Here is a 19,432-nt window from a genome sequence, read left to right on the forward strand (position 1 = left end):
GGAGACCGCCGGCGCCGGCTCACGGAAGTGGCGGTTGAAGGTGCTGCGGTAGTAGGAGGCGCACCCCTGCGAGCCGTGGACGAAGGGGAGGCTCCCCTCGAAGCCGTGGGCGGCGAGCTCGGCGCCCAGCGGCTGGCAGGCGTGGGCCGGGTTGATGACCAGCGCCTGGCGGGCGAAGTTCTTCTCCTTGTACTCTTCGGTATTGATCCATGCCGCGACCCGCTTGATCTCCGACTCGGGGGTCTCGGTGACGGGCTTGACTTCTAATCCGAGATTGTTGGCCATACTATTCTCCTCATCCGGCCGGAGACTCATCCGTCACACGGCACGGGGTCATTGTTCTTTGTAGGGGCAACCCCCTGTGGTTGCCCTAGGTTCGGGCGGCCACTGGGGGCCGCCCCTGCATCATCAGAAAGGCGCCTTGACCAGCTTCCACGTCGGGCTGTTCACCGCCATGTCGATGTCGCGGGCGAAGGTCGGGAATCCCTTGTAGCCGTGGTACGGACCGGAGTAGTCCCAGCTGTGCATCTGCCGGAAGGGGATCCCCATCTTCTGGAAGAGGTACTTCTCCTTGATCCCGCTGCCGATCAGGTCGGGCTTCAGGGCGTCGGCGAACTGTTCGAACTCGTACTCGGAGACGTCGTCGTAGATGACGGTGGCGTCGGGCATCTCCGGGGAGGTGCGGTCGTAGTCGTCCGAGTGGGCGAACTCGTAGCCGCTGCCGACCACCACCATCCCCAGGTCCTCGTAGGCGTTGACCGTGTGGCGGGGACGCAGGCCGCCGACGTAGAGCATCACCTTCTTCGCGTCGAGGCGCGGCTTGTACTCATCGATCACCGCCTGCATGAGCGGATCGTACTTGGCGATGACCGCCTCCACTTTCGCCTTGATGGTGTCGTCGAAGAGCTCGGCGAGCTTGCGCAGGCTCTCCCGGATCTTGGTCGGGCCGAAGAAGTTCAGCTCGATCCAGGGAATGCCGTACTTCTCCTCCATCACCTTGCACATGTAGTTCATGGAGCGGTAGCAGTGGATGACGTTGAGCTTCACCTGGTGGGTGGCGGCGATCTTCTCCATTTCGCCGTCGCCGGTCCAGACCGCCTTGACGTTGAAGCCGCACTCCTCCAGCAGCGGCTTGGTCGACCAGGCGTCGCCGCCGATGTTGTACTCGCCGATGAGGGCGATGTCGTACGGCCCGATCGGCTCGGGAAACTCGCGCGTCTCGATGATGTAGTCGCGGATGGTGTCGTTGGAGATGTGGTGGCCCAGAGACTGGGAGACGCCGCGGAATCCCTCGCAGTTGCAGGGGATGATCGGGATGTCGAGCTCCTTGGCGGAGGCCTTCGCCACGGCGTTGATGTCGTCGCCGATCAGTCCCACCGGGCACTCGGAGAGGACCGAGATCCCCTTGGCCAGCGGGAAGAGCTCCTTCGCCTCGCGCAGCAGGACCGAGAGCTTCTTGTCGCCGCCGTAGACGATGTCCTTCTCCTGGAAGTCGGAGGTGAACTGCATGGCGAACTGGTCGACGCCGTTGATGCCGCTCATCAGGTTGCGCCGGGTCCCCCAGGAGTACCAGCCGCAGCCGACCGGGCCGTGGGAGACGTGGACCATGTCGCGGATCGGCCCCCAGACCACCCCCTTGGCGCCGGCGTAGGCGCAGCCGCGCGCACTCATGACGCCGGGGATGGTCTTCTTGTTCGACTTGACGCAGGCTTTGCCGGAGAGCTGGTCGTTGGGCGCCAGGTGTGGCGCGCGCTTCTTCTTCCCCTTCTCGGGATAGATTTCCAGGCTCTTGTCGATCATCGCCTGGGTCGATTCCTTCGTAATCCCGGCGACGGTTTTCTTCTCTATTTTCTCAGACATATAGCACTCCATTCTGGATGATCGAAAACTCATTCTGCCCGCCTGCCAACCAAGGCGGACAAGCTCTTTCCGAATCAAGGCGCGCCGGGAAGCTGCGGACGAGGCGTAGCAGCGCTACGTCGAGGGTGCGGCTTCCCGAAGCAACGCCGAGTCGGGAAGAGATCGTCCGCCGCCGTCAGGCGTTCTCCGCTTTGCCGACGATCGTCTCATCCTCGGCTTCCATGATGCCGAATTCCATCAGCAGCTCTTCGAGATCGTCCATCTCCAGTGGGGTGGGAACGACCAGCATCTTGTTGTCGGCGATCTTCTGCGCCAGGGTGCGGTACTCCTCGGCCTGCTTGTGCTCGGGGGAGTACTCGATGACCGTCATGCGGCGCAGCTCGGCGCGCTGCACCTGGTTGTCGCGGGGGACGAAGTGGATCATCTGGGTGCCGAGCTTCTTGGCCAGCGCCTCGATCAGGTCGGCCTCGCGGTCGGTGTTGCGGCTGTTGCAGATCAGGCCGCCCAGTCGCACCTTTCCCGAGGAGGAGTACTTGAGGATCCCCTTGGCGATGTTGTTGGCGGCGTACATGGCCATCATCTCGCCGGAGACGACGATGTAGATCTCCTCGGCCTTGTTCTCGCGGATCGGCATGGCGAAGCCGCCGCAGACGACGTCGCCGAGGACGTCGTAGAAGACGTAGTCGAGGTCTTCGGTATAAGCGCCCTCTTCTTCGCAAAAGTTGATGGCGGTGATGACGCCGCGGCCGGCGCAGCCGACCCCCGGCTCGGGGCCGCCCGACTCGACGCACTTGACGCCGCCGTAGCCGACCTTGAGCACGTCATCCAGTTCCAGGTCCTCGACGGTGCCGAGCTCGCGGACCTTGTCCATGACCGTGGTCTGGGCCTTGGCGTGCAGGATCAGGCGGGTGGAGTCGGCCTTGGGGTCGCAGCCGATGATCATCACCTTCTTGCCGAGGGCGGCCAGGCCGGCCACGGTGTTCTGAGTGGTGGTGGACTTGCCGATGCCGCCTTTGCCGTAGATTGCGATCTGACGAAGTTTCTTCTCTGCCATGACACTCTTCCTTTCTCTGCGTGGTTGTGTTGCCGACGGTCGCTCTGTCTTCCCCCGAGGCGGCATCCCCGTTGATGTGTCCGGGGCAGCCAGAGGTTCCGTCCGTATGCTTGAATAAAAAAACCCCACCCGGACTATCCGGATGGGGCCTCCTCGCCCGTGCGGCGCCGCCATGGCACCGCAAACTGTTGGGAAAAACCAACTCTGGAAATATATAAAGCCCGCCGGTTGAACCGTGCGGGCTTCGTTGCCATTCAGCACAGGCACCTCGTCGTGCCTTCCTGCCGTTGCCCTTCCATAAAGCACGGGCCGTGCCAAAAACAGTAATTGCGACGCGAACCTCATGAATTCGAGGGATTGCGACGTTTTTCGCGAAACGTCCTGGCAACGGAGGCGTCCGATGCTTGCACACTTCTTCAGCAGGCACTGGCCAGGCGGTGGGCAAAGATGAGGCAGAAAAAACGTGGAAACTCGTGCCCCCTCCGCCGCAGCCGGCAAAAACCTTTTGCCGGAGCAGGACGTTCGCTATGCCCAGATATGTGATCAATCCACAGGATGCCCACTTTCGCTCATTTAATAATTTTCAATAACCAGAGAAATACTGCATACACTTCACACCGGCCCGCAAAACATCACAAAAACGCACAACATACTGTTTTTACTTATTTTCGTCAGGCCGCCAAAGATTCGGCAAAACGCTACTTGTTTTGCTGTTTCGGACGTTTAGCTCGCCTCCCCCGGGGTATCTCCGCAGACTTGTCCACAGAGGTTGTGGATAAGGGCCGAAGGAGCCCGTTTCTGCGTGGAAACCAACGGCAAATCCGGGTCGGGGCCTGGTCGGTCGTCATTTCCGAAAGAGAAAGCCGCCCTGCCGTTGCGACGGAAGGGCGGCTTGTTGGCTGAAAATTCGCGTCGCCGCGGCCGACTACCTTCTTCCGAGCAATTCCTGCATCGTCGCGACCAGGCAGTCGAAGACCTCCTCGCGGCTCGCGATGAAGCGAGGCACCTCGTTGTTGAGCAGTTCCTCGATCCGGTGCAGCACAGCGCCGTCGTTGCTGCCGAGTGCGTCCATCACCGCCTCGAACATCGGGATGATCTCGTAGAGGTCGTCCCGATCGAAAGGGTGCGGGTCGGGCTTGCCGCTGAATTTCGGCAGCTCCCGCGTCGCCTTCTTGCGCGGGTAGCGGTACTGCAGGTCGGACGGCTTGATCTGAATGCCCATGACCGTTTCTTCTCCTTCCCTGCCTGCATCTTGAGCAGACCTAACCGCACGACGCGCAGCCGCCCTTTTTCGCCGCGCAGCCGCTGCGGCAGACGACCGGCGCCGTCTCCCCGCCGCTTCGGGCCAGAAAGGCGGCGAGACTCGCCGCGCCGACGTACCATTTGCCGTCGAGCTCCTGAGCTTCGAGGAGCTTGCGCTTGATGTGCATCATGACGCTGAGAACGGTCGTTTGCATTGCCTTGGCCGCCTCTTCGACCGCCACCATTTCTTCACCCTTCGTCTCTTGGGCCATCGCTTTTGCGTCTCCTTTACCGCTGACTGAAAAGCCCGCCGGAGATCACTCCTGACGGGCCTCGTTGCACGCCTGCGGAGCACAGCGTCGTGCTCCATTCCTGGTTGTTCTCTTCAGCGAAAAGCATAAACCGGGCCAAGGAGTCCGCCGCTCGCCCCATTTCTTCGGGTACGATCCTTCCACCTGCGGCGCAGCACTGCGTCGGGCTTTGTTCGTTGAGGTGGTGTTTTGTCGCAATCCATCCTTGACAGCGACGCCCAGACGCCTAAGATGGAGAAAATTTTGCGGAGCCGCCGGTGGAACGAATACTCGCCATAGAAGACAGCAGGGTCGTGCAGGCCCAGCTTCAGGACATTCTGCAGGAGCGCTACCGGCTGGCCATTGCCGGCGACGGTCCGGCGGGGATCGCCGCCGCCCTGCATGAGCCGCCCGACCTGATCCTGCTCGACATCTACCTGCCGGGGATGGACGGCTACGCCGTCTGCCGGGCTCTCAAGGGGGACGCGCGGACGCGCGAGGTGCCGATCGTCTTCATCACCTCCCTCGGCTCGGACGAAGAGAAGGTCCGGGGGTTCGAGGCGGGAGCCGACGACTACATCGTCAAGCCCTTCTATGCCGGGGAGCTGCTGGCGCGGGTCGGGCTCCACCTCGCCTCGCGGCGGGAGAGGCGGCTGGCGCTGGAGGTGGAGCGCCTGAAGCTGCTGCGGGAGATGGCCGTCGCCCTCAGCCACGAGATCAACAATCCCCTCACCGCCATCCTCGGCCGCCTGCACCTGGCGGAGCGGGCGCTGGGGGAGAGCGACGGCGCGGTCCGGGAGCAGTTGACGGAGGTCCGGGCGGAGTTGGAGAAGATCCGGCAGATCGTCGACCGGCTCGCCAGCGCCTCCCGGGATGCCAGGACGGGGTATCTGCTCGGGGAGGAGATGATCGACCTGCACGGGATCTGAGCCGCCGCCACGGCGGCGGCCAGAGGCCCATAGTTTGGCCAGGGCTCGCCCGGGAGACATGCACGGCGAGGTCCATCTCACCCCAACTCCCGCTCCAGCGGCTCCTTGATCAGCCGATGCTTGAGGCGCTGGATGAGCCACCAGGTCCCGACCACCACGAAGGGGACCAGCAGGGCCAGAACAACCCCCTTGTTAAGCTTCCACGCCTCCAGCGGCAGCCCATTCAGCATGTAGCCGAGCAATCCCACCAGGTAGTAGCTGATCGCCGCCACCGAGAGCCCCTCGACGGTCTCCTGCAGCCGGAACTGCAGGCGCCCCCGCCGGTTCATGGCCGCCAGCAGGCTGCGGTTCTGCTCCTGCAGGGTCAGGTTGACCCGCGTCCGCATCAGGTCGCCGGCCCGCTCGATGCGCCGGGAGAGGTCCTCCATCCAGGTTTGCACCGACTGACAGGTGCGCAAACCGGGGGTGAGCCGGCGGGTCATGAACTCGGTCACGGTCAGGTACCCCTCCACCGGCTCTTCGTGAATGTTCTGCAGCCGGGTGATCACCAGGTCGTGATAGGCGCTGGTGGCGCCGAAGCGGTAGTTGGTCTCGGCACGCCAGGTTTCGAGCCTGGCCGAGAGCAGGGAGAGTCGTTCGAGCAGGGCGCGTTTGCTCTCGGTCTCTTCACCCTCCTCGAGACTGCAGAGTTGGCCGAGCATTTCCGCCAGTTCCTGGTCCATCCCGGTCAACTCCGGAGCGATGCGTTTGGCCAGGGGGAGGGAAAGCTGGGCGAGGAGACGGTAGGTCTCGATCTCGATGACGCGCTGGACCAGCCGCCCCGTCTGGTAGTCCGAAAGCCCCCGGTTCTGGATCAGGAAACGGCCGAAGCCGTCACTGTGCAGTTTGAAGGCGGTACACAAAAAGGCCTGGCCGTTCCTGGGCTGGCTGGCGATGAGCCGCTGTCCTTCGAAGCAGCGGGCCAGAGACGCCGGCTCCACGTCCAGCGCGCCGCCATCGACGAGCAGGTGAAATGCCGCCACGGCCTGGCCGGGCAGGGAGGCCATCCAGTCCCCCGGGAGCAGTTCGCTGACCGGATGCTCGAAGGGTTCGCCTTCGGGCGCGTGCGGACGCAGAAAGGTCATGGAAAAGAATTCCATGTGCCGCTCCCAGCGGACGGTGAACTCGCCGAAGTCCTGCTGATAAAAGGGCGCGTCCGGAGCCGGCGGGTTGACGCTGTAGCGGCGGCAGAGATCGCCCAGCAGAGCGAAGGCCGTGTCCAGCTCCTGGGGTTGGGCCTTGAAGGCGAGGTGGGAAATCTGCTGCGGTGTGGAGACCATATGGAAGGGCCGGGCATGCAGTTCGTCGTAAAGCGAGTCGCGCAACGGATGGGTGGAGAAGGGGAGGCAGAAATAGTCGGGCATGTAAGGTTTTCCTTTTCTGGCGGGCTGATTTTACCTGCGCCAGGCGGCAGACAAGGGGTGCGCGAACCGGGGGCCGTGTCGCAATTGCACGTTTGCCAACTTCCGGCTTGACAGGGAAATTCGGAGGCCTATAATTAGGACCGATTTAGTCTTCTATCGGACATATCCAGGGCGTTTCTCACCGCCCGAACCAGGGAGGTTGGGGTCATGTCGTTTCACTGGACGGAAAGTCTCGCGGTCGGGCACCGCACCATCGACGATCAGCACCGGGAGTTGATCGACCGTTTCCGTGATCTGCTGCTGGCTTGCAAGGCAGGGAAGGGGAAGGAAAAGGTGGTCGAGCTCTTCGGTTTTCTCGACGCCTACGTCGTCTCCCACTTCCGAGCCGAGGAACAACTGATGGCCGCTCACGGCTATCCCGGCCTGCTCGAGCACAAGAGCCAGCATGCCTGGCTGGTGGGAAAGCTCGCCGACCTGCACAATACCTTGCTCGCCGACGGCCCTTCGTTTCACCTGGTGGTCGAGGCCAATCAGACCCTGCTCAACTGGATCGTCGAGCATATCCGCAGCACCGATGTCCGCTTCGGGAAATATCTGCAGGGACGGAACTGAGTGTTGTTCGGCTGACTCTTCTATTCGAAGCCGGCTACTTTTCCCGCCTTCGACACGCATGGAGCGAGGTCGCGGCCGCCTCTGCCGCGGCCGGCTGCAGCCGCGGCGGGGCCGCAAAGCACGCGGTCCGCCCTTTCTTTTCCCCATCCTGCCGGTTGTCGCCGGACCGCAGTGCCGCCAGTTCAGCCTTTAATCGTCGCACGCCCAGGACAAAGCTCTCCAGCCGTGCCTCCACCACCTGCGGGAAGGCATTGCCATCAGTCTCGATGGCCAGAAACGGCAGGGGGAGGTTAGCCCCTTCGGCCCCCCAGAACTCGCCGTTGTGCGGCGAGAAGTTCGGCTTCTCCGCCGCCAGGCGGCCGCCGAGGATCGCCTCGGCGATGCGATTTGGCATGCAGCCGAAGGGGCCGATGCTGATCACACCGTGCGTCACGTCGCCCAACTCGACCAGGGTGCTGGCGACGGTCAACGTCGCCTCGGTCACCAGCGAGGGGTCGATCAGCCGGCTGCTGCCGGGGACCAGGGCGTGCATGTCGGACCGGTGCGGTTCATAGAAACCGGAGAGGGAGAAGCACTTCTGGATCGCCGTCTCGTCCCGCTCCTTGAAGACTCGCTGCAAGCGCGTCGTCAGGCGGTCGGCCAGGCCGGTCCGGCTGGTGAGACCTCGGGTCACACAGTAGTCGCTGTAGTGGAGCCATTCGGTGACCGGCGCGGTGTGTACCACAATCCCCTGCGCCGCCAGTCGCTCAACGAGGTGCTGCCGGGAGAAGTCATCGTTGCGAACGTAGATTTCGCCGACGATGGTGACCTTCGGCGCATCATCCAGCGTGCCCTTCCTTGCAACCCCCGCCAGTTTGCCCATTTCCTCGGCCAGCACCGCCAGCAGCCGCTCCCGGCTGTCTCTCGCCAGGCTCGCGAAGATTCTCTCCCTGGCCGTCTGCAGCAGGCTCAGCGCCCCCTGCGGGTCCACCGCCAGGGCAAGCATGGTGGCTTGCACGTCGTCCAGCCCGTCGGCGATACAGAGCGCCTGCCAGGCCCGGCGGGTGAAAGTGGTCGAGATGCCGGCATACCCGTTCTCGCAACTCAGCGAGAGCATGGCGACATTGTCAAGACGGTTTTTGCGTACGTAACTGTCGAAAAACGGGCGGTATTGGCCGAGCCGGCAGGGGCCGTCGGAATTGACCATGAAATAGACCAGGACCTCGTCCGGTCGATGCACCTCCCGCAGATATTTCCGCAGGGTGCCGGCGGTGAGCAGCAGGGGCAGGCATTCCTTGCAGGTGGCGACCCCCTTGCCGAGGCGCAACTCCTCCCGGCCGGGGGGCTCGGCGGCGACAGCGTTGATGCCGGCATAGCGAAATGCCGCCGCGACGCCCCGGGAACTGGCGTCTCCCATGGATGGGACCAGCAGGCGCACCTTCGGGTCGGTGAGCGGCAGGCGCCGGCCGTTGCCGGTTTCAACCCAGGGGCGCCCCCCCCTGACGGTTACCCGGGCGGGGGTAAAGCCGGCCGGAGCGACTTCCTCCCGGGCCAGCTGCCGGTAGCCGGCGACCACGTCGAGAAAGGCCTCGATCCGGGTGTCGATGCCGGCATCGGCCGTATGGGCGTCGAGTTCGAGCATCAGGGAGGGTTTCTCACCCATCAGGTCGCGGAAATGGCCGACGAGAAAGGAGTCCGGTCCGCAGCTGAAGTTGGTGACGTAGACGCCGAACAGGTTCGGCTGTCGGCGTACCTGCTCGGCGGTCCGCAGGATATCCCGCCCCGAGGTCCAGAACATCCAGCGCAGCGCCCCCTCTTCCGCCTCGCCGGCGGGCAGGAAATCGTGAGGGATGATCCGGTAGCCGCGGCTGGCGAACTTGTGCGGAATTCCCATGTTCCCCTGCCGGCTGAAGGCGTTGTAGGCGCGGCCGAAGAGGACGATGCCGGTCTCTTCCGGAGTCAGGCTCTCCAGATAGCGGCGGCCGATCTCCTGCATTTCCCGGCGCATGGCGGCCAGGGCCTGCCACCCCGTCTCGAAGGCGCGGATCGCCTCCCGGCGGGCGAAGCCGAGCTGTCGGCCAATCCTGACAAAGGCCTGCCGCAGCGCGGGCTGGTCCTGGAAATCGAGCACCGCCGTCAGCAGCTTCGGCGCCAGGTCCCGGTGGAAGGTGGCCTTGAGATAATAGGGCTCGCCCTGGACGAAGGGGCAGGTGCAGTTGGGCTGGTTACCGCCGGCCGGCGCGAGGGCGGCATTTTTCACATGCGGCAGGAAGATATGATCGACCTCCTGCTGCAGCAGGCTGCCGAGCAGCCCGTGGCTGAGCAGGGCCGGGTAGCAGAACGCGGCGCCGGCCGCCTCCATGCCGGCCGGGTCGGGCTCCTCCACCCGCACGACCCGCAGGCCGAGTGCGGTGAAGAAGTGGGCATAAAGGGGATAGAGGGTGTGGGTGAGCAGGGACGGCAGCAGCCCGATCGACCGTCCCCCTTCGCCGGCGGGCGCAGGCGCGTAGCGGTCGAAGACCAGGCGCTCGCGCAGCGAGACCAGGTCCTCCCCGCCGATCTCGGCTCCGCCGGTTCGCCGCAGGTTGTAATAGCGGTCGCAGGCACCCCCGAAGGGGTAGGTGCGGCCGTCGATGACGATCCTGGCGATGCTGCACTTGCGGTCACAGCTGCCGGCGTCGCCCCGGCAGACGAAGGGGTCGCGATACTCGACCTGCCGTGCGGCCAACTGCGCCAGGTCGAAACTCTGCCTTTCCAGCAGGCCGCTTTCAAGCCGGCGCTGCACCTCCAGCGCCGCGCCGAAGGCGCCCATCAGTCCCGGCTCCGGCGGCACGACGATCTGCTGGCCGCAGAGCTCGGCCATGGCCGCCGGTACCGCCCGGTTGTAGCAGACGCCCCCCTGCATGAAGATCTTTTTCCCCACCGGCCGGTTTCCCTTGACCCGGTTGAGGTAGTTCTGGCAGACCGAGTAGACCAGCCCGGCGGCGATCTCCTCCCGGCCGACCCCTTCCTGCACCGCCGTCTTGATGTCGCTGCTGATGAAGGCGGCGCACTGGTCGCTGAAATTCGGTGCCGTTTCGGCTCGCAGGGCGATGCCGGCGATCTCCTCGGTGCCGATGCCGAGCGACTCCCGGCAGGCTTCCTCGAGAAACGAGCCGGTCCCGGCGCTGCACGCCTCGTTCATGGCATAGTCGCTGGGGACCCGGTTGGTGATCCAGGTGTACTTGGCGTCCTGACCGCCGATTTCGAAGATGGTTTCGACCGCCGGGTCGAAATGAACCGCCGCCGCGGCGTGGGCGACGATCTCGTTGACTACCCCGCCGGTCAGGGCGTGCAGCCCGGCGATCTGCCGACCACTGCCGGTAACGCCCAGGCCGACGATGACGGGTTTATGGCCGGCGGGCACCTGGGCGAGCAGCTGCCGGTAGCACTCGCGGCTCGCCCCGACCGGGTCGCCATCGGTGCGCAGGTAGGTGCCGGCGACGATCGCCTGGTTGTCGGTGCGGACCAGAACCGCCTTAGTGGTGGTGCTGCCCACGTCGAGACCGACCAGGTAGTCGCCCCGGTAAAATTCCCCCCTCGGCGCCGCCTTGAACGAAACCCGGTCGAGCCCCCGGTGCAGCTCCGGCAGCAAGCCGAAAGAGCGGTGCGTCGCCGTATAGAGTGTCTTCTCCCCGCTGAGCCGCTCTCCCCGCTGTTCGGCCCAGAGCAGGGCGCCGAGAGCCTCGAAGCCGGGCGCCTCCTGCGGCACATAGATATTCGGGAAGGACTGCCGGACGAAGTCCATGACCACCGGATTACGGCTGACACCGCCGACGATCGCCACCCGGCTGGCCTCCGACTTGTGCAGGAGTTCGACCATTTTGCCGGCCATCATCTGGCAAAGGCCGGCCACTACCGGCCCCTTGGCGACCCCCTTGTTCAGGGCGTGGGTGCAGTCGCTCTTGCAGAAGACCGAGCAGCGGCCGGCCACCGGGTAGGTGGCGGCCGACGCGGCCAGTTCGAGAGCCGCATCGATGCCGAGTCCCATCCGGGTGATCTGCTGCAGAAAGAACTCCCCCGTTCCCGAAGCGCATTTGTTTCCCGTATGAATCGTCTTGATCCGGCCACCGGCATCGAGGACATAGGCGATGAAGGTCTCGCCGCCGGCCGAAAGAATACAGTCGGTTGCCGGATAGCGGTCCCTGACGGAAGCGAAGGCGAGTTCGATGGCCTCCGGCTCGGAAACCGTCGGCACCGCGAGAAATTTCCTGAACTTGCGGCCGGTGATCCCCAGTCGGGCAGAACGGTGCGCCGCCAGGACCTCATCCAGGACACGGGCCACCTTTCCGTCATGCGGCAGACGGGAAAACCGGATTTCCCCGGCGGTGCGCAGCGCCACGCTGACCGTACTGGCACCCAGGCAGATGCCTAATGCATTACTCATCCTCTCCCTCCCCGGGTCGAGTCAGTCATCGGAGCCGGCCCCCGCCGCCCTGTTTCCGGCCAGGTTGGCCGAGCCGACTGCCGCCATGAAAAGGCCGCGTGATCAGGCCTCTGCCGATCACGCGGCTGGTTGCCACTGCAAAGCCCCATTAGTTGTGAACTGGTACCCTATAAAATACTTTCCAATCCACCCCTGTCAAGAGCCGACTGGCGTCGGAAGGTGCCCAGTGGCATATGGGGTAGCTCCGTCAGGCTGCGCCAATAAAAAGGCCGCCCAGCGACGATACGTCGATAAGCGGCATTTTTATTGTCTTTAACGCCATTGAAAACCGGAGCTCAGGTTGCCTTCTACCGGGACATGCCCAGCATCTCCCGGTACTGCTCCCCGATCAGCTCGGCATGGTGATGGGTCGACCTGGCATTGGCCTCGTAGATGGCCCGAATTTCGGGGTCATTGACTCTGGCGGCGATCCGTCTCAACTGCTCCTCCAGCGCCTCTTCCTGGTCGATGGCCAGCTCCAGCGCCTTGCGCTCGTCAAACCCGGACAGGCTCGCCTCCTGCAGGGCCTTCCACCATTTCGAATCGGTATCGGGCGGGGAGGCGATGTAATCCTCGAAATAGGGAAGATCCCTTCCCTGGTAGGCGTTGTAGAACATCTGGGCGTGCTGCCGCTCTTCCCGGGCGAGCAGCTCGAAAACCTCGCGCGCCCTGTCGTCGGCCATCTTTTCGGCGCCGAACCGATAGAAATCCATGGCGGCCTTTTCGGTCTGGATTGCCTCTTTGAGGGCGGCCTGTACCTCCAGCTTGTCGCTCATCTGCTATCCTCCGGGAAAGATAAATAAAGACTCATTCTATCGCATTTCAGAAGCGGCAAGTCAATCCATTTTCCGCTGCGGTCCCCGGCCGAAATTGTCCGGCGTGCTAATCCGCCTCCGGTTCCTGCAGTGCTTGCCGGTAGATCCGGGCGTCGCTTTCCGAAAAACAGACGAAGAAGACCTTGCGCAGCGACGACGCTTTCACCAGAAACGCCCGGACCTCGTGCAGGGCGATGCGGCAGGCCCGGTCGATGGGAAAGCGGTAGACGCCGGTGCTGATCGAGGGGAAGGCGATCGTTTCGATCCCGTATTCCGCCGCCAGGCGAAGGCTGTTGCGGTAGCAACTGGACAGCAGTTCCTTCTCGCCCCGGTCGCCGCCATGCCAGACCGGACCGACGGTATGAATGACGTATTTCGCCGGCAGGTCATACCCCCGGGTGATCCTCGCCTCGCCGGTCGGACAGCCACCGTGGCCGCGGCACTCCGCAAGCAGTTGCGGCCCGGCCGCCCGGTGAATCGCCCCGTCGACGCCCCCGCCGCCGAGCAGTGAGCTGTTGGCGGCGTTGACGATGGCGTCGACCGCCATTTTGGTGATATCCCCCTGGACGATCTCCATCCTTGCTTCGTTCATCTCGACCTCCGCACTTTTTCTCGGACAGGTTTGCTGTGAAGGAGTATAGCAGCTTTTCATGCTCGTCCCGCTGGTGGTGCCGAACGGAAAATTCTGGTAAGCTTTACGCCAACTCGACCGCCAGCCAACGGATCGCCATGCAGATCGTTTTCGTCTTTCCTCCCTTCTACCATCCGTCGATGTACAACCTGCCGCCGCTCGGGCTGCTCAACCTGGCGGCGACGTTGCGGGATTCACCGCACCGGCCGGTCATCCTCGATTTCGTCCTCGCCCTGCGCGAAGGCTCCCTGCAGGCCGGACCTGCCCTTTACGACGACTGCGCCCGACGGATCGCCGCCGAGGCGCCCGACGTGGTCGCTTTCTCCGCCCAGTGCACCACCTACCCGCCGACCATCGCCATCGCCCGCCGGGTCCGCGAGCTGGCGCCGGCGGCGCGGATCGTCATCGGCGGCCACAACGCTTCCTTTGTCGACACGGCCACCCTCGAACGCTACCCCTGGGTCGACGCCGTCATCCGCGGCGAGGGGGAGATCACCTTCGGCGACCTGGTGAGCGCCTGGGCCGGCGGCGGCGATGCCGGACGGGTGGACGGGGTCACCTGGCGCGGTCCGGCCGGCATCGTGCGCAACCCGGAGCGGGAACTGATCGTCGACCTCGACACCCTGCCGCTTCCCGACTACGGCCTGCTGCCGCCGCTCGAAGCCTATCGGGACGCCTGCGGCCTGCCGCGCAGCATCGCCATCCTCGAGGTCGGCCGCGGCTGCCCGCACCGCTGCGCCTACTGCTCCGAGTCGAGCTTTTGGCGGCGGCGCACCCGCACCTTCTCCATCGACCGCCTGGCGCGCGAAATGCGCCAGCTGCGCGACGGACAGGGTGCCGAATGTTTTCTGCTCGCCTACGACCAGTTCACCGCCGACCGCCGTTTCGTCGAGAGCTTCTGCACCCGCCTGCTCGACGAGGGGCTGCAAAGCACTCCCTGGTACTGCATCTCGCGGCTCGATACGGTGGATGCGGCCCTGCTCAAGCTGATGCGCCAGGCGGGCTGCGAATCGATGTGTTACGGTATCGATTCGGGCTCGCCGCGCACCCTCGCCTTCATCCGCAAACAGATCGACCCCGCCATCCTGCTCGAGCGAGTGCGCACGACCACCGCCCAGGGGATGGTGCCGACCCTGAGTTTCGTCATCGGCTTTCCCGAGGAGCATCGCGAGGATATCGAGGCGACCCTGGAGCTGGCCCTGCGCGGCGCCGCCACGGGGAACATCAACCCGCTGCTGCAGATGCCGACAGTGCTGCCGGGAACTGAGCTGCACCAGCGCTATGCCAAAAGACTGGTGCGGGAGGTCGACACCTACTTCGCCCTCGGCATCGAGTTCGCAGGCAACCGGCGGCTGGACGAGGACGAGGCGCGGATAGACGCCGACCCGCAGCTCTACAGCAGCTTCTACAACCTCCCCTGTCCCGCTCTCCCCCTGGCGGAGCTCGACCGTCTGGCCCGCTTCTTTCCGCTGCTCGTCCAGTTCTACCCCCGCTCCTGCCTGCTCCTCGCCCGGGCTCTCGGCCGTTCCTTCGCCGGGCTGTTCGCCGATTTTTTCGCCTTTGTCCAGGGCCGCGAGCCGCGCCTCGAGGCGATCCTGAACGCCGCCGATTGCTACCGGCACTTCGCCCCCTTTGCCGAAGAGCAGCTTGGATGCGCCCGGCCCGCAGCCTGGCCGCACCTCCCCGATCTGATCGCCTACGAGACGCACTCCCTGGAGGCCGCCCGATTTGCCAACCGGGAAATTCCGGGTAATATGAACATCTATAATCCGGACGGCTGGCAACCTGCCGTCAGCCGCAACGTGCTGGTGGCCGGCTTCCACTACGACCTGCCGGCCATCCTCGCCGATCTCGCGGCGGGCGACATCCGCGAACGCTACCCCGAGGCGCCTTGCTGGCTGGTCTTCCGCCAGCAGGGGAGCGAACTGGAAGTGACCGCAATCAACGACTTTGGCCGGGACCTGCTGGAACTCTGCGACGGCTCACTGACTACCCGGCAGATTGCCGAACGGCTGCGTCTTTCCTACGGGGCAACGACCGACCCCGCCGAGTTCGACAACCACTGTCGGCAAGCACTGCAGCAACTGGCCGATCTGCGGCTCGTTGCTGCCGAGGACATCCATGAGTCAAACGAAGGGAGGTGATTTCATGCTGGAAGTTAAAAAAGTTGAGAAAAAGGTGACGGCAGCTGCCAGCTGCCACGCCCCGTCGTGCCACGCCCCGTCCTGTCATGCCCCGGCGTGCCACGCGCCTTCCTGCCATGCCCCGGCCTGCCACGGCCCCGCCTGAGTACGGAATGGTCTTTGAAGACGCTGAGCGGGGCGCCCTGACGGGTTCCCCGCTCTTTTTTACCGATTTGACCTTATGGACTCCAAGCTTCTCGATCTCCTCATCTGTCCCGCCTGCCTGCCGGCCGAAAAGCCGTTGCGGCCGGCCGCGCTGACGCAAGCCGGCGGCGAGGTGCTGGCGGGGCGCCTCGAATGCCCCGCCTGCAACCGCCACTATCCGATCGAAAAGGGGGTGGCGATCCTGCTGCCCGAACCGATGACGGCGGATCAGCGGGCAACCGACCGCTACGAGTCGCCGGCCGCTGTCGCCTCCTACCTCTGGAGCCATTTCGGCGATCTGCTCGGCGACCCTGAAGCGACCGACGCCTACGCGCGCTGGGCCGCCCTCGTCGCCGGCGTCAGGGGGACGGCCCTCGATGCCGGCTGCGCCGTCGGCCGGCTGACCTTCGAGCTGGGCCGGCACTGTGAACTGGCGGTCGGCGTCGACCGCTCCCTCGCCTTCATCCGCATCGCCCGCCGGCTGAAGGAGGAGGGGAGGTTCGCCTTCCGGCTGCCTCTCGAAGGTCGCCTCAGTGAACGGAAAACCGTCGTTGTTCCCGCCGACTGGCCGCGGGAGCGCTGCGAATTCCTGGTCGCCGACGCCCAGGCGCTGCCTTTCCCGCGCGGGATATTCCAGGGCGGCTGTTCCCTCAATCTGGTCGACAAGCTCCCGCGGCCGCGCCGCCATCTGGAAGAATTGAACCGGATAGCGTTCCCCGCCGGAGCCCGGCTCCTCTTCGCCGACCCTTTTTCCTGGTCGGCCGCCGCCGCCCCCGCCGCAGAGTGGTTGGGGGGGACGACCCGAGGGCCCTTCGCCGGCAGCGGCCGGGAAAACGTCCACCGGTTCCTCGAGACGGTCCTTTCGCCCCCCTGGCGGGTGACAAGGGCCGATGCGGTCTGGTGGAAGCTGCGCAGTCACCGCAACCATTTCGAACTGATTCGCAGCCTTACGCTGCTGGCCGAACGCTGAGATGATGGACGTCTCCCACTCCGTCATCGACGGCCACGTCGACCTCGTCTACGCGATGCAGCGCAGCGCCGCCGAGACCCCCTTCGCCGACCTTGCTGCGGGACCGATCACGCCGCAGACGCTGGCGCGGGGTGGCGTCCGCCTGCTGGTCGGCGCCCTCTACTGCGCCGACGTGCACAACGGAGCGGGATCGGCGGCAGCCCATCTCCGGCAGCTCATGGCCTTCGCCGACCGGCAGTTGACCGGGCTCGTGCCGGTTCGGACGGCGACGGCACTGGAAGCGTGCTGCCGGGGCGAGACTGGTCCGGGCATCCTGCCTCTGCTGGAGAACGGCGACGCCCTGGCCGACGGCGGACTCGACGTATATGAAGCCTGGGGCCTGCGGGTGGTCGGCCTAACCCATGCCGGCGCCAACCGCCTCGCCGACGGCAACGCCGTTGTTCGGCCCGGAGGCCTGCGCCCGGCGGGCCGGCAACTGGTCGCGGAGTTGACGCAGCGGGGCTGGGCCATCGATGTGGCGCATCTGGCCGAGCCCGGTTTCCGGGAGCTGCTCGACCGTTTCCCCGGCCCGCTACTCTGCTCGCACACCGGCCTGCGCCGTTTCTGCGACCGGCCGCGCAATCTCGACGAGGGGCAGATCGCCGCGCTCCTGGAACGGAAGGGAGTGCTCGGCCTCACCTTTGCTCCCGAGATGCTCGTCCCGGCTGGAGGCGCCGACATCGAAGAGGTCTTTCGGCAGCTCGACTGGCTCGTGCAGCGCTGCGGCGATGGGGGCGTGGCGCTGGGCTCGGACCTGGGCGGATTCGACGGGGAATGCACGGGTCTGGAGGACCACGGCCGGCTCGGTCGCCTGGTCCGGCGTTTGGAGCGGGCGGGCTATCCGGAGGCGTCTGTGGCGAGAATCCTGGGGGGGAACTGGCGGCGGTTCTATGGCAGGTTGCTGGCCGCTCAAAGCTGATTAAAGTTTCTTTTGCCCGTTGCCCCCTGCTGCAAAAAATATTTTGTAAGGGCAAACCGCTGGATTTTTTACTCTGCCTGGGTGAGAATCCGGGGAAAACCCCAGCTGCTGCACGTAAGGGGAAAGTCCTGAGTTGGTAATGCCAGTCGCCTTCGAGAGGTAGCCCATTCATGCCCATGGATACCCATACCGTTCTGTTCGCCTTCGGGCTGACCCTGTTGGCTGGCCTGGCCACCGGCATAGGCAGTGCTCTGGCTTTTTTTACCCGTACCACCAATACCCGATTTTTATCTCTGGCCCTCGGCTTTTCGGCTGGGGTGATGATCTATGTTTCTTTTGTCGAGATATTGGTCAAGGCCAGGACGGAGTTGACGGCGGCCCTTGGGAATGGGCCCGGAACATGGGTGGCCGTGGGGGCTTTTTTCGGCGGCATCGCGCTTATCGCCCTCATCGATTGGTTCGTCCCCAAGTATGAGAACCCCCATGAACTCCATTCCATCGAGGAGATGGAGCAGGGGATGGCGAACCTTCCCCAGGACAAATCGCACGATTTTGGCAAGCTGCACCGCATGGGCCTGTTTACCGCTCTGGCCATCGGCATTCACAACTTCCCGGAAGGGCTTGCGACCTTTACTGCGGCCCTGACCGATCCCCATCTCGGCGTCGCCATCGCTACGGCCATCGCCATCCATAATATTCCCGAAGGTATCGCCGTATCCGTCCCCATCTATTTCGCCACCGGCAGCCGCCGGAAAGCATTCAAGTTCTCCTTCCTCTCGGGGGTGGCCGAGCCCATTGGCGCCCTGGTGGGATACCTCATCCTGCTGCCGTTTTTCACGCCCACAATTTTCGGCATTCTGTTCGCCGGCGTAGCCGGTATCATGGTGTTTATCTCCTTCGACGAACTGTTGCCGGCAGCGCAGGAATTCGGTGAACACCACCTGTCAATTATTGGACTCATAGTCGGCATGGCCGTCATGGCCCTCAGCCTTCTGTTATTCCTATGAACAGAATCTGTTGAGTCTGTAGAAAAACCCTGTCCAGTTAATCACCTTTTCTGAACCATATTGCAGCCTCTCGGGTTGACCCAAAAAATTAACGCTCCACTTGCTCCATTTAATGCAGTCAAGGCTGCCGTTTTTCCGATCCGGCGTCCTTTGTTGTCCGTCTCGTTCCCCTCCTGCCTGAACTCGTCATGACGGCCTTGCCGCACCTCTGGTAAAATGTATCTGCGTCAATGTAAGAGTCTGCGTCCCGGAATCGAAAAGGAGGACCCGGCATGAACTTTCTGCTTCAATGGCTGGTTTCCGGTTTGGCCATAATCATTACCGCCTATCTCCTTCCTGGTGTGCGGGTTGCAGGCTTCTTCGCCGCGCTAGTCACCGCTCTCATCCTCGGCCTGATCAACGCCTTCATCAGGCCGGTGTTGATCCTACTCACCCTTCCGCTAAACATCCTCACCCTGGGCTTGTTCACGCTTGTCATCAATGCCCTGCTCATTATGCTGGCCGCCGCCATTGTCCCGGGGTTTTCGGTGCAAGGCTTCTGGTGGGCGCTTCTGTTTGGCCTAGTGCTGGCCGTCATCGGTTATTTTCTCGGCGCCATTGTCAATTAGCCCGAAAGGGGTCGCCTGCCACAAACATTATGGTTCCGCCTTACTTCGCAGGTGAAGTAAGAATCTATCCGCTGCCTAGCCTTTACTCCCAGCCTTTTCTGTGGGGCAGCAAGTTGGACGACCGCGATCCATTGGAGTGCCCATTGTCGGCGAAGACTGGGGCCCTGCCAACAAGGCTGTGAAGTCTGATCCGCAATCCGTCTCTTAAAAATGTCTTGACGGGGAAAGTGCTCATCATGTAGATTGATATCAAATGATTCGATATCTAACTAAGTGTTGGGG

The 19,432-nt window shown here is 64.0% G+C and carries 16 protein-coding genes; 7 read left to right on the forward strand and 9 right to left on the reverse strand.

The features are described from left to right. The 5 genes from VD811_00215 to VD811_00235 form a co-directional block, all read right to left on the reverse strand. A partial coding sequence (locus VD811_00215) for a nitrogenase component 1 (protein HXV19393.1) occupies window positions 1-285 on the reverse strand: 285 nt, incomplete at its 3' end. A 123-nt stretch (window positions 286-408) separates the two neighbouring features. Continuing rightward, complete coding sequence (gene nifD / locus VD811_00220; GenBank protein HXV19394.1) at window positions 409-1,860, reverse strand: nitrogenase molybdenum-iron protein alpha chain; 1,452 nt, start codon at window positions 1,858-1,860, stop codon at window positions 409-411. A gap of 175 nt (window positions 1,861-2,035) precedes the next feature. Beyond that, entirely contained in the window at window positions 2,036-2,914 is an 879-nt protein-coding gene (gene nifH / locus VD811_00225; protein ID HXV19395.1) for a nitrogenase iron protein, read from the reverse strand. A gap of 925 nt (window positions 2,915-3,839) precedes the next feature. After that, window positions 3,840-4,136 (reverse strand): hypothetical protein, encoded by a 297-nt coding sequence (locus tag VD811_00230; protein ID HXV19396.1) that lies wholly within the window; start codon window positions 4,134-4,136, stop codon window positions 3,840-3,842. 40 nt (window positions 4,137-4,176) lie between these two features. Further along, window positions 4,177-4,428 carry a hypothetical protein gene (locus VD811_00235; protein ID HXV19397.1) on the reverse strand — a complete coding sequence of 84 codons (252 nt, stop codon included), beginning with the start codon at window positions 4,426-4,428 and terminating at the stop codon, window positions 4,177-4,179. Between the two features lie 296 nt (window positions 4,429-4,724). Here VD811_00235 and VD811_00240 point away from each other — a divergent pair, with 296 nt between their 5' ends. Continuing rightward, the gene (locus VD811_00240; protein HXV19398.1) at window positions 4,725-5,375 is read left to right on the forward strand and encodes a response regulator; all 651 of its coding nucleotides are present in this window, start codon (window positions 4,725-4,727) and stop codon (window positions 5,373-5,375) included. A 77-nt stretch (window positions 5,376-5,452) separates the two neighbouring features. Here VD811_00240 and VD811_00245 read toward each other — a convergent pair whose 3' ends face one another. Further along, complete coding sequence (locus VD811_00245) at window positions 5,453-6,778, reverse strand: DUF3422 domain-containing protein (protein ID HXV19399.1); 1,326 nt, start codon at window positions 6,776-6,778, stop codon at window positions 5,453-5,455. A gap of 207 nt (window positions 6,779-6,985) precedes the next feature. Here VD811_00245 and VD811_00250 point away from each other — a divergent pair, with 207 nt between their 5' ends. Continuing rightward, the gene (locus VD811_00250; GenBank protein ID HXV19400.1) at window positions 6,986-7,390 is read left to right on the forward strand and encodes a bacteriohemerythrin; all 405 of its coding nucleotides are present in this window, start codon (window positions 6,986-6,988) and stop codon (window positions 7,388-7,390) included. 34 nt (window positions 7,391-7,424) lie between these two features. On the opposite strand, the gene VD811_00255 is transcribed toward VD811_00250, so the two are convergent. The 3 genes from VD811_00255 to VD811_00265 form a co-directional block, all read right to left on the reverse strand. Continuing rightward, on the reverse strand, window positions 7,425-11,795 hold the full coding sequence (locus VD811_00255; GenBank protein HXV19401.1) for an acyl-CoA dehydratase activase: 4,371 nt from the start codon (window positions 11,793-11,795) through the stop codon (window positions 7,425-7,427). A gap of 347 nt (window positions 11,796-12,142) precedes the next feature. Beyond that, the gene (locus VD811_00260) at window positions 12,143-12,610 is read right to left on the reverse strand and encodes a ferritin family protein (GenBank protein ID HXV19402.1); all 468 of its coding nucleotides are present in this window, start codon (window positions 12,608-12,610) and stop codon (window positions 12,143-12,145) included. Between the two features lie 106 nt (window positions 12,611-12,716). Next, complete coding sequence (locus VD811_00265; protein ID HXV19403.1) at window positions 12,717-13,241, reverse strand: O-acetyl-ADP-ribose deacetylase; 525 nt, start codon at window positions 13,239-13,241, stop codon at window positions 12,717-12,719. A gap of 137 nt (window positions 13,242-13,378) precedes the next feature. On the opposite strand from VD811_00265, the gene VD811_00270 reads away from it, so the two are divergent. From VD811_00270 to VD811_00290, 5 genes are all read left to right on the forward strand, one after another. Continuing rightward, window positions 13,379-15,424, forward strand: coding sequence for a radical SAM protein (locus VD811_00270; protein HXV19404.1), 2,046 nt, complete (start codon window positions 13,379-13,381; stop codon window positions 15,422-15,424). Window positions 15,425-15,644: 220 nt separating this feature from the next. Further along, window positions 15,645-16,577 carry a methyltransferase domain-containing protein gene (locus VD811_00275; protein ID HXV19405.1) on the forward strand — a complete coding sequence of 311 codons (933 nt, stop codon included), beginning with the start codon at window positions 15,645-15,647 and terminating at the stop codon, window positions 16,575-16,577. Between the two features lies 1 nt (window position 16,578). Further along, window positions 16,579-17,535 carry a membrane dipeptidase gene (locus VD811_00280; protein ID HXV19406.1) on the forward strand — a complete coding sequence of 319 codons (957 nt, stop codon included), beginning with the start codon at window positions 16,579-16,581 and terminating at the stop codon, window positions 17,533-17,535. Between the two features lie 170 nt (window positions 17,536-17,705). Further along, window positions 17,706-18,542: a zinc transporter ZupT gene (gene zupT / locus VD811_00285; protein HXV19407.1), complete on the forward strand. Its 837-nt coding sequence runs from the start codon at window positions 17,706-17,708 to the stop codon at window positions 18,540-18,542. Window positions 18,543-18,814: 272 nt separating this feature from the next. Next, complete coding sequence (locus VD811_00290) at window positions 18,815-19,150, forward strand: phage holin family protein (GenBank protein HXV19408.1); 336 nt, start codon at window positions 18,815-18,817, stop codon at window positions 19,148-19,150. Window positions 19,151-19,432 lie beyond the last annotated feature (282 nt).

Source organism: Desulfuromonadales bacterium (assembly GCA_035620395.1).
Taxonomy (GTDB): Bacteria; Desulfobacterota; Desulfuromonadia; order Desulfuromonadales; family DASPGW01; genus DASPGW01.

Coding starts and splice junctions, on each gene's coding strand:
- nifD (HXV19394.1), bottom strand. CDS start 1,860: ATGTCTGAGAAAATAGAGAAGAAAACCGTCGCCGGGATTACGAAGGAA.
- nifH (HXV19395.1), bottom strand. CDS start 2,914: ATGGCAGAGAAGAAACTTCGTCAGATCGCAATCTACGGCAAAGGCGGC.
- VD811_00230 (HXV19396.1), bottom strand. CDS start 4,136: ATGGGCATTCAGATCAAGCCGTCCGACCTGCAGTACCGCTACCCGCGC.
- VD811_00235 (HXV19397.1), bottom strand. CDS start 4,428: ATGGCCCAAGAGACGAAGGGTGAAGAAATGGTGGCGGTCGAAGAGGCG.
- VD811_00245 (HXV19399.1), bottom strand. CDS start 6,778: ATGCCCGACTATTTCTGCCTCCCCTTCTCCACCCATCCGTTGCGCGAC.
- VD811_00250 (HXV19400.1), top strand. CDS start 6,986: ATGTCGTTTCACTGGACGGAAAGTCTCGCGGTCGGGCACCGCACCATC.
- VD811_00255 (HXV19401.1), bottom strand. CDS start 11,795: ATGAGTAATGCATTAGGCATCTGCCTGGGTGCCAGTACGGTCAGCGTG.
- VD811_00260 (HXV19402.1), bottom strand. CDS start 12,610: ATGAGCGACAAGCTGGAGGTACAGGCCGCCCTCAAAGAGGCAATCCAG.
- VD811_00265 (HXV19403.1), bottom strand. CDS start 13,241: ATGAACGAAGCAAGGATGGAGATCGTCCAGGGGGATATCACCAAAATG.
- VD811_00270 (HXV19404.1), top strand. CDS start 13,379: ATGCAGATCGTTTTCGTCTTTCCTCCCTTCTACCATCCGTCGATGTAC.
- VD811_00275 (HXV19405.1), top strand. CDS start 15,645: ATGGACTCCAAGCTTCTCGATCTCCTCATCTGTCCCGCCTGCCTGCCG.
- VD811_00280 (HXV19406.1), top strand. CDS start 16,579: ATGATGGACGTCTCCCACTCCGTCATCGACGGCCACGTCGACCTCGTC.
- zupT (HXV19407.1), top strand. CDS start 17,706: ATGCCCATGGATACCCATACCGTTCTGTTCGCCTTCGGGCTGACCCTG.
- VD811_00290 (HXV19408.1), top strand. CDS start 18,815: ATGAACTTTCTGCTTCAATGGCTGGTTTCCGGTTTGGCCATAATCATT.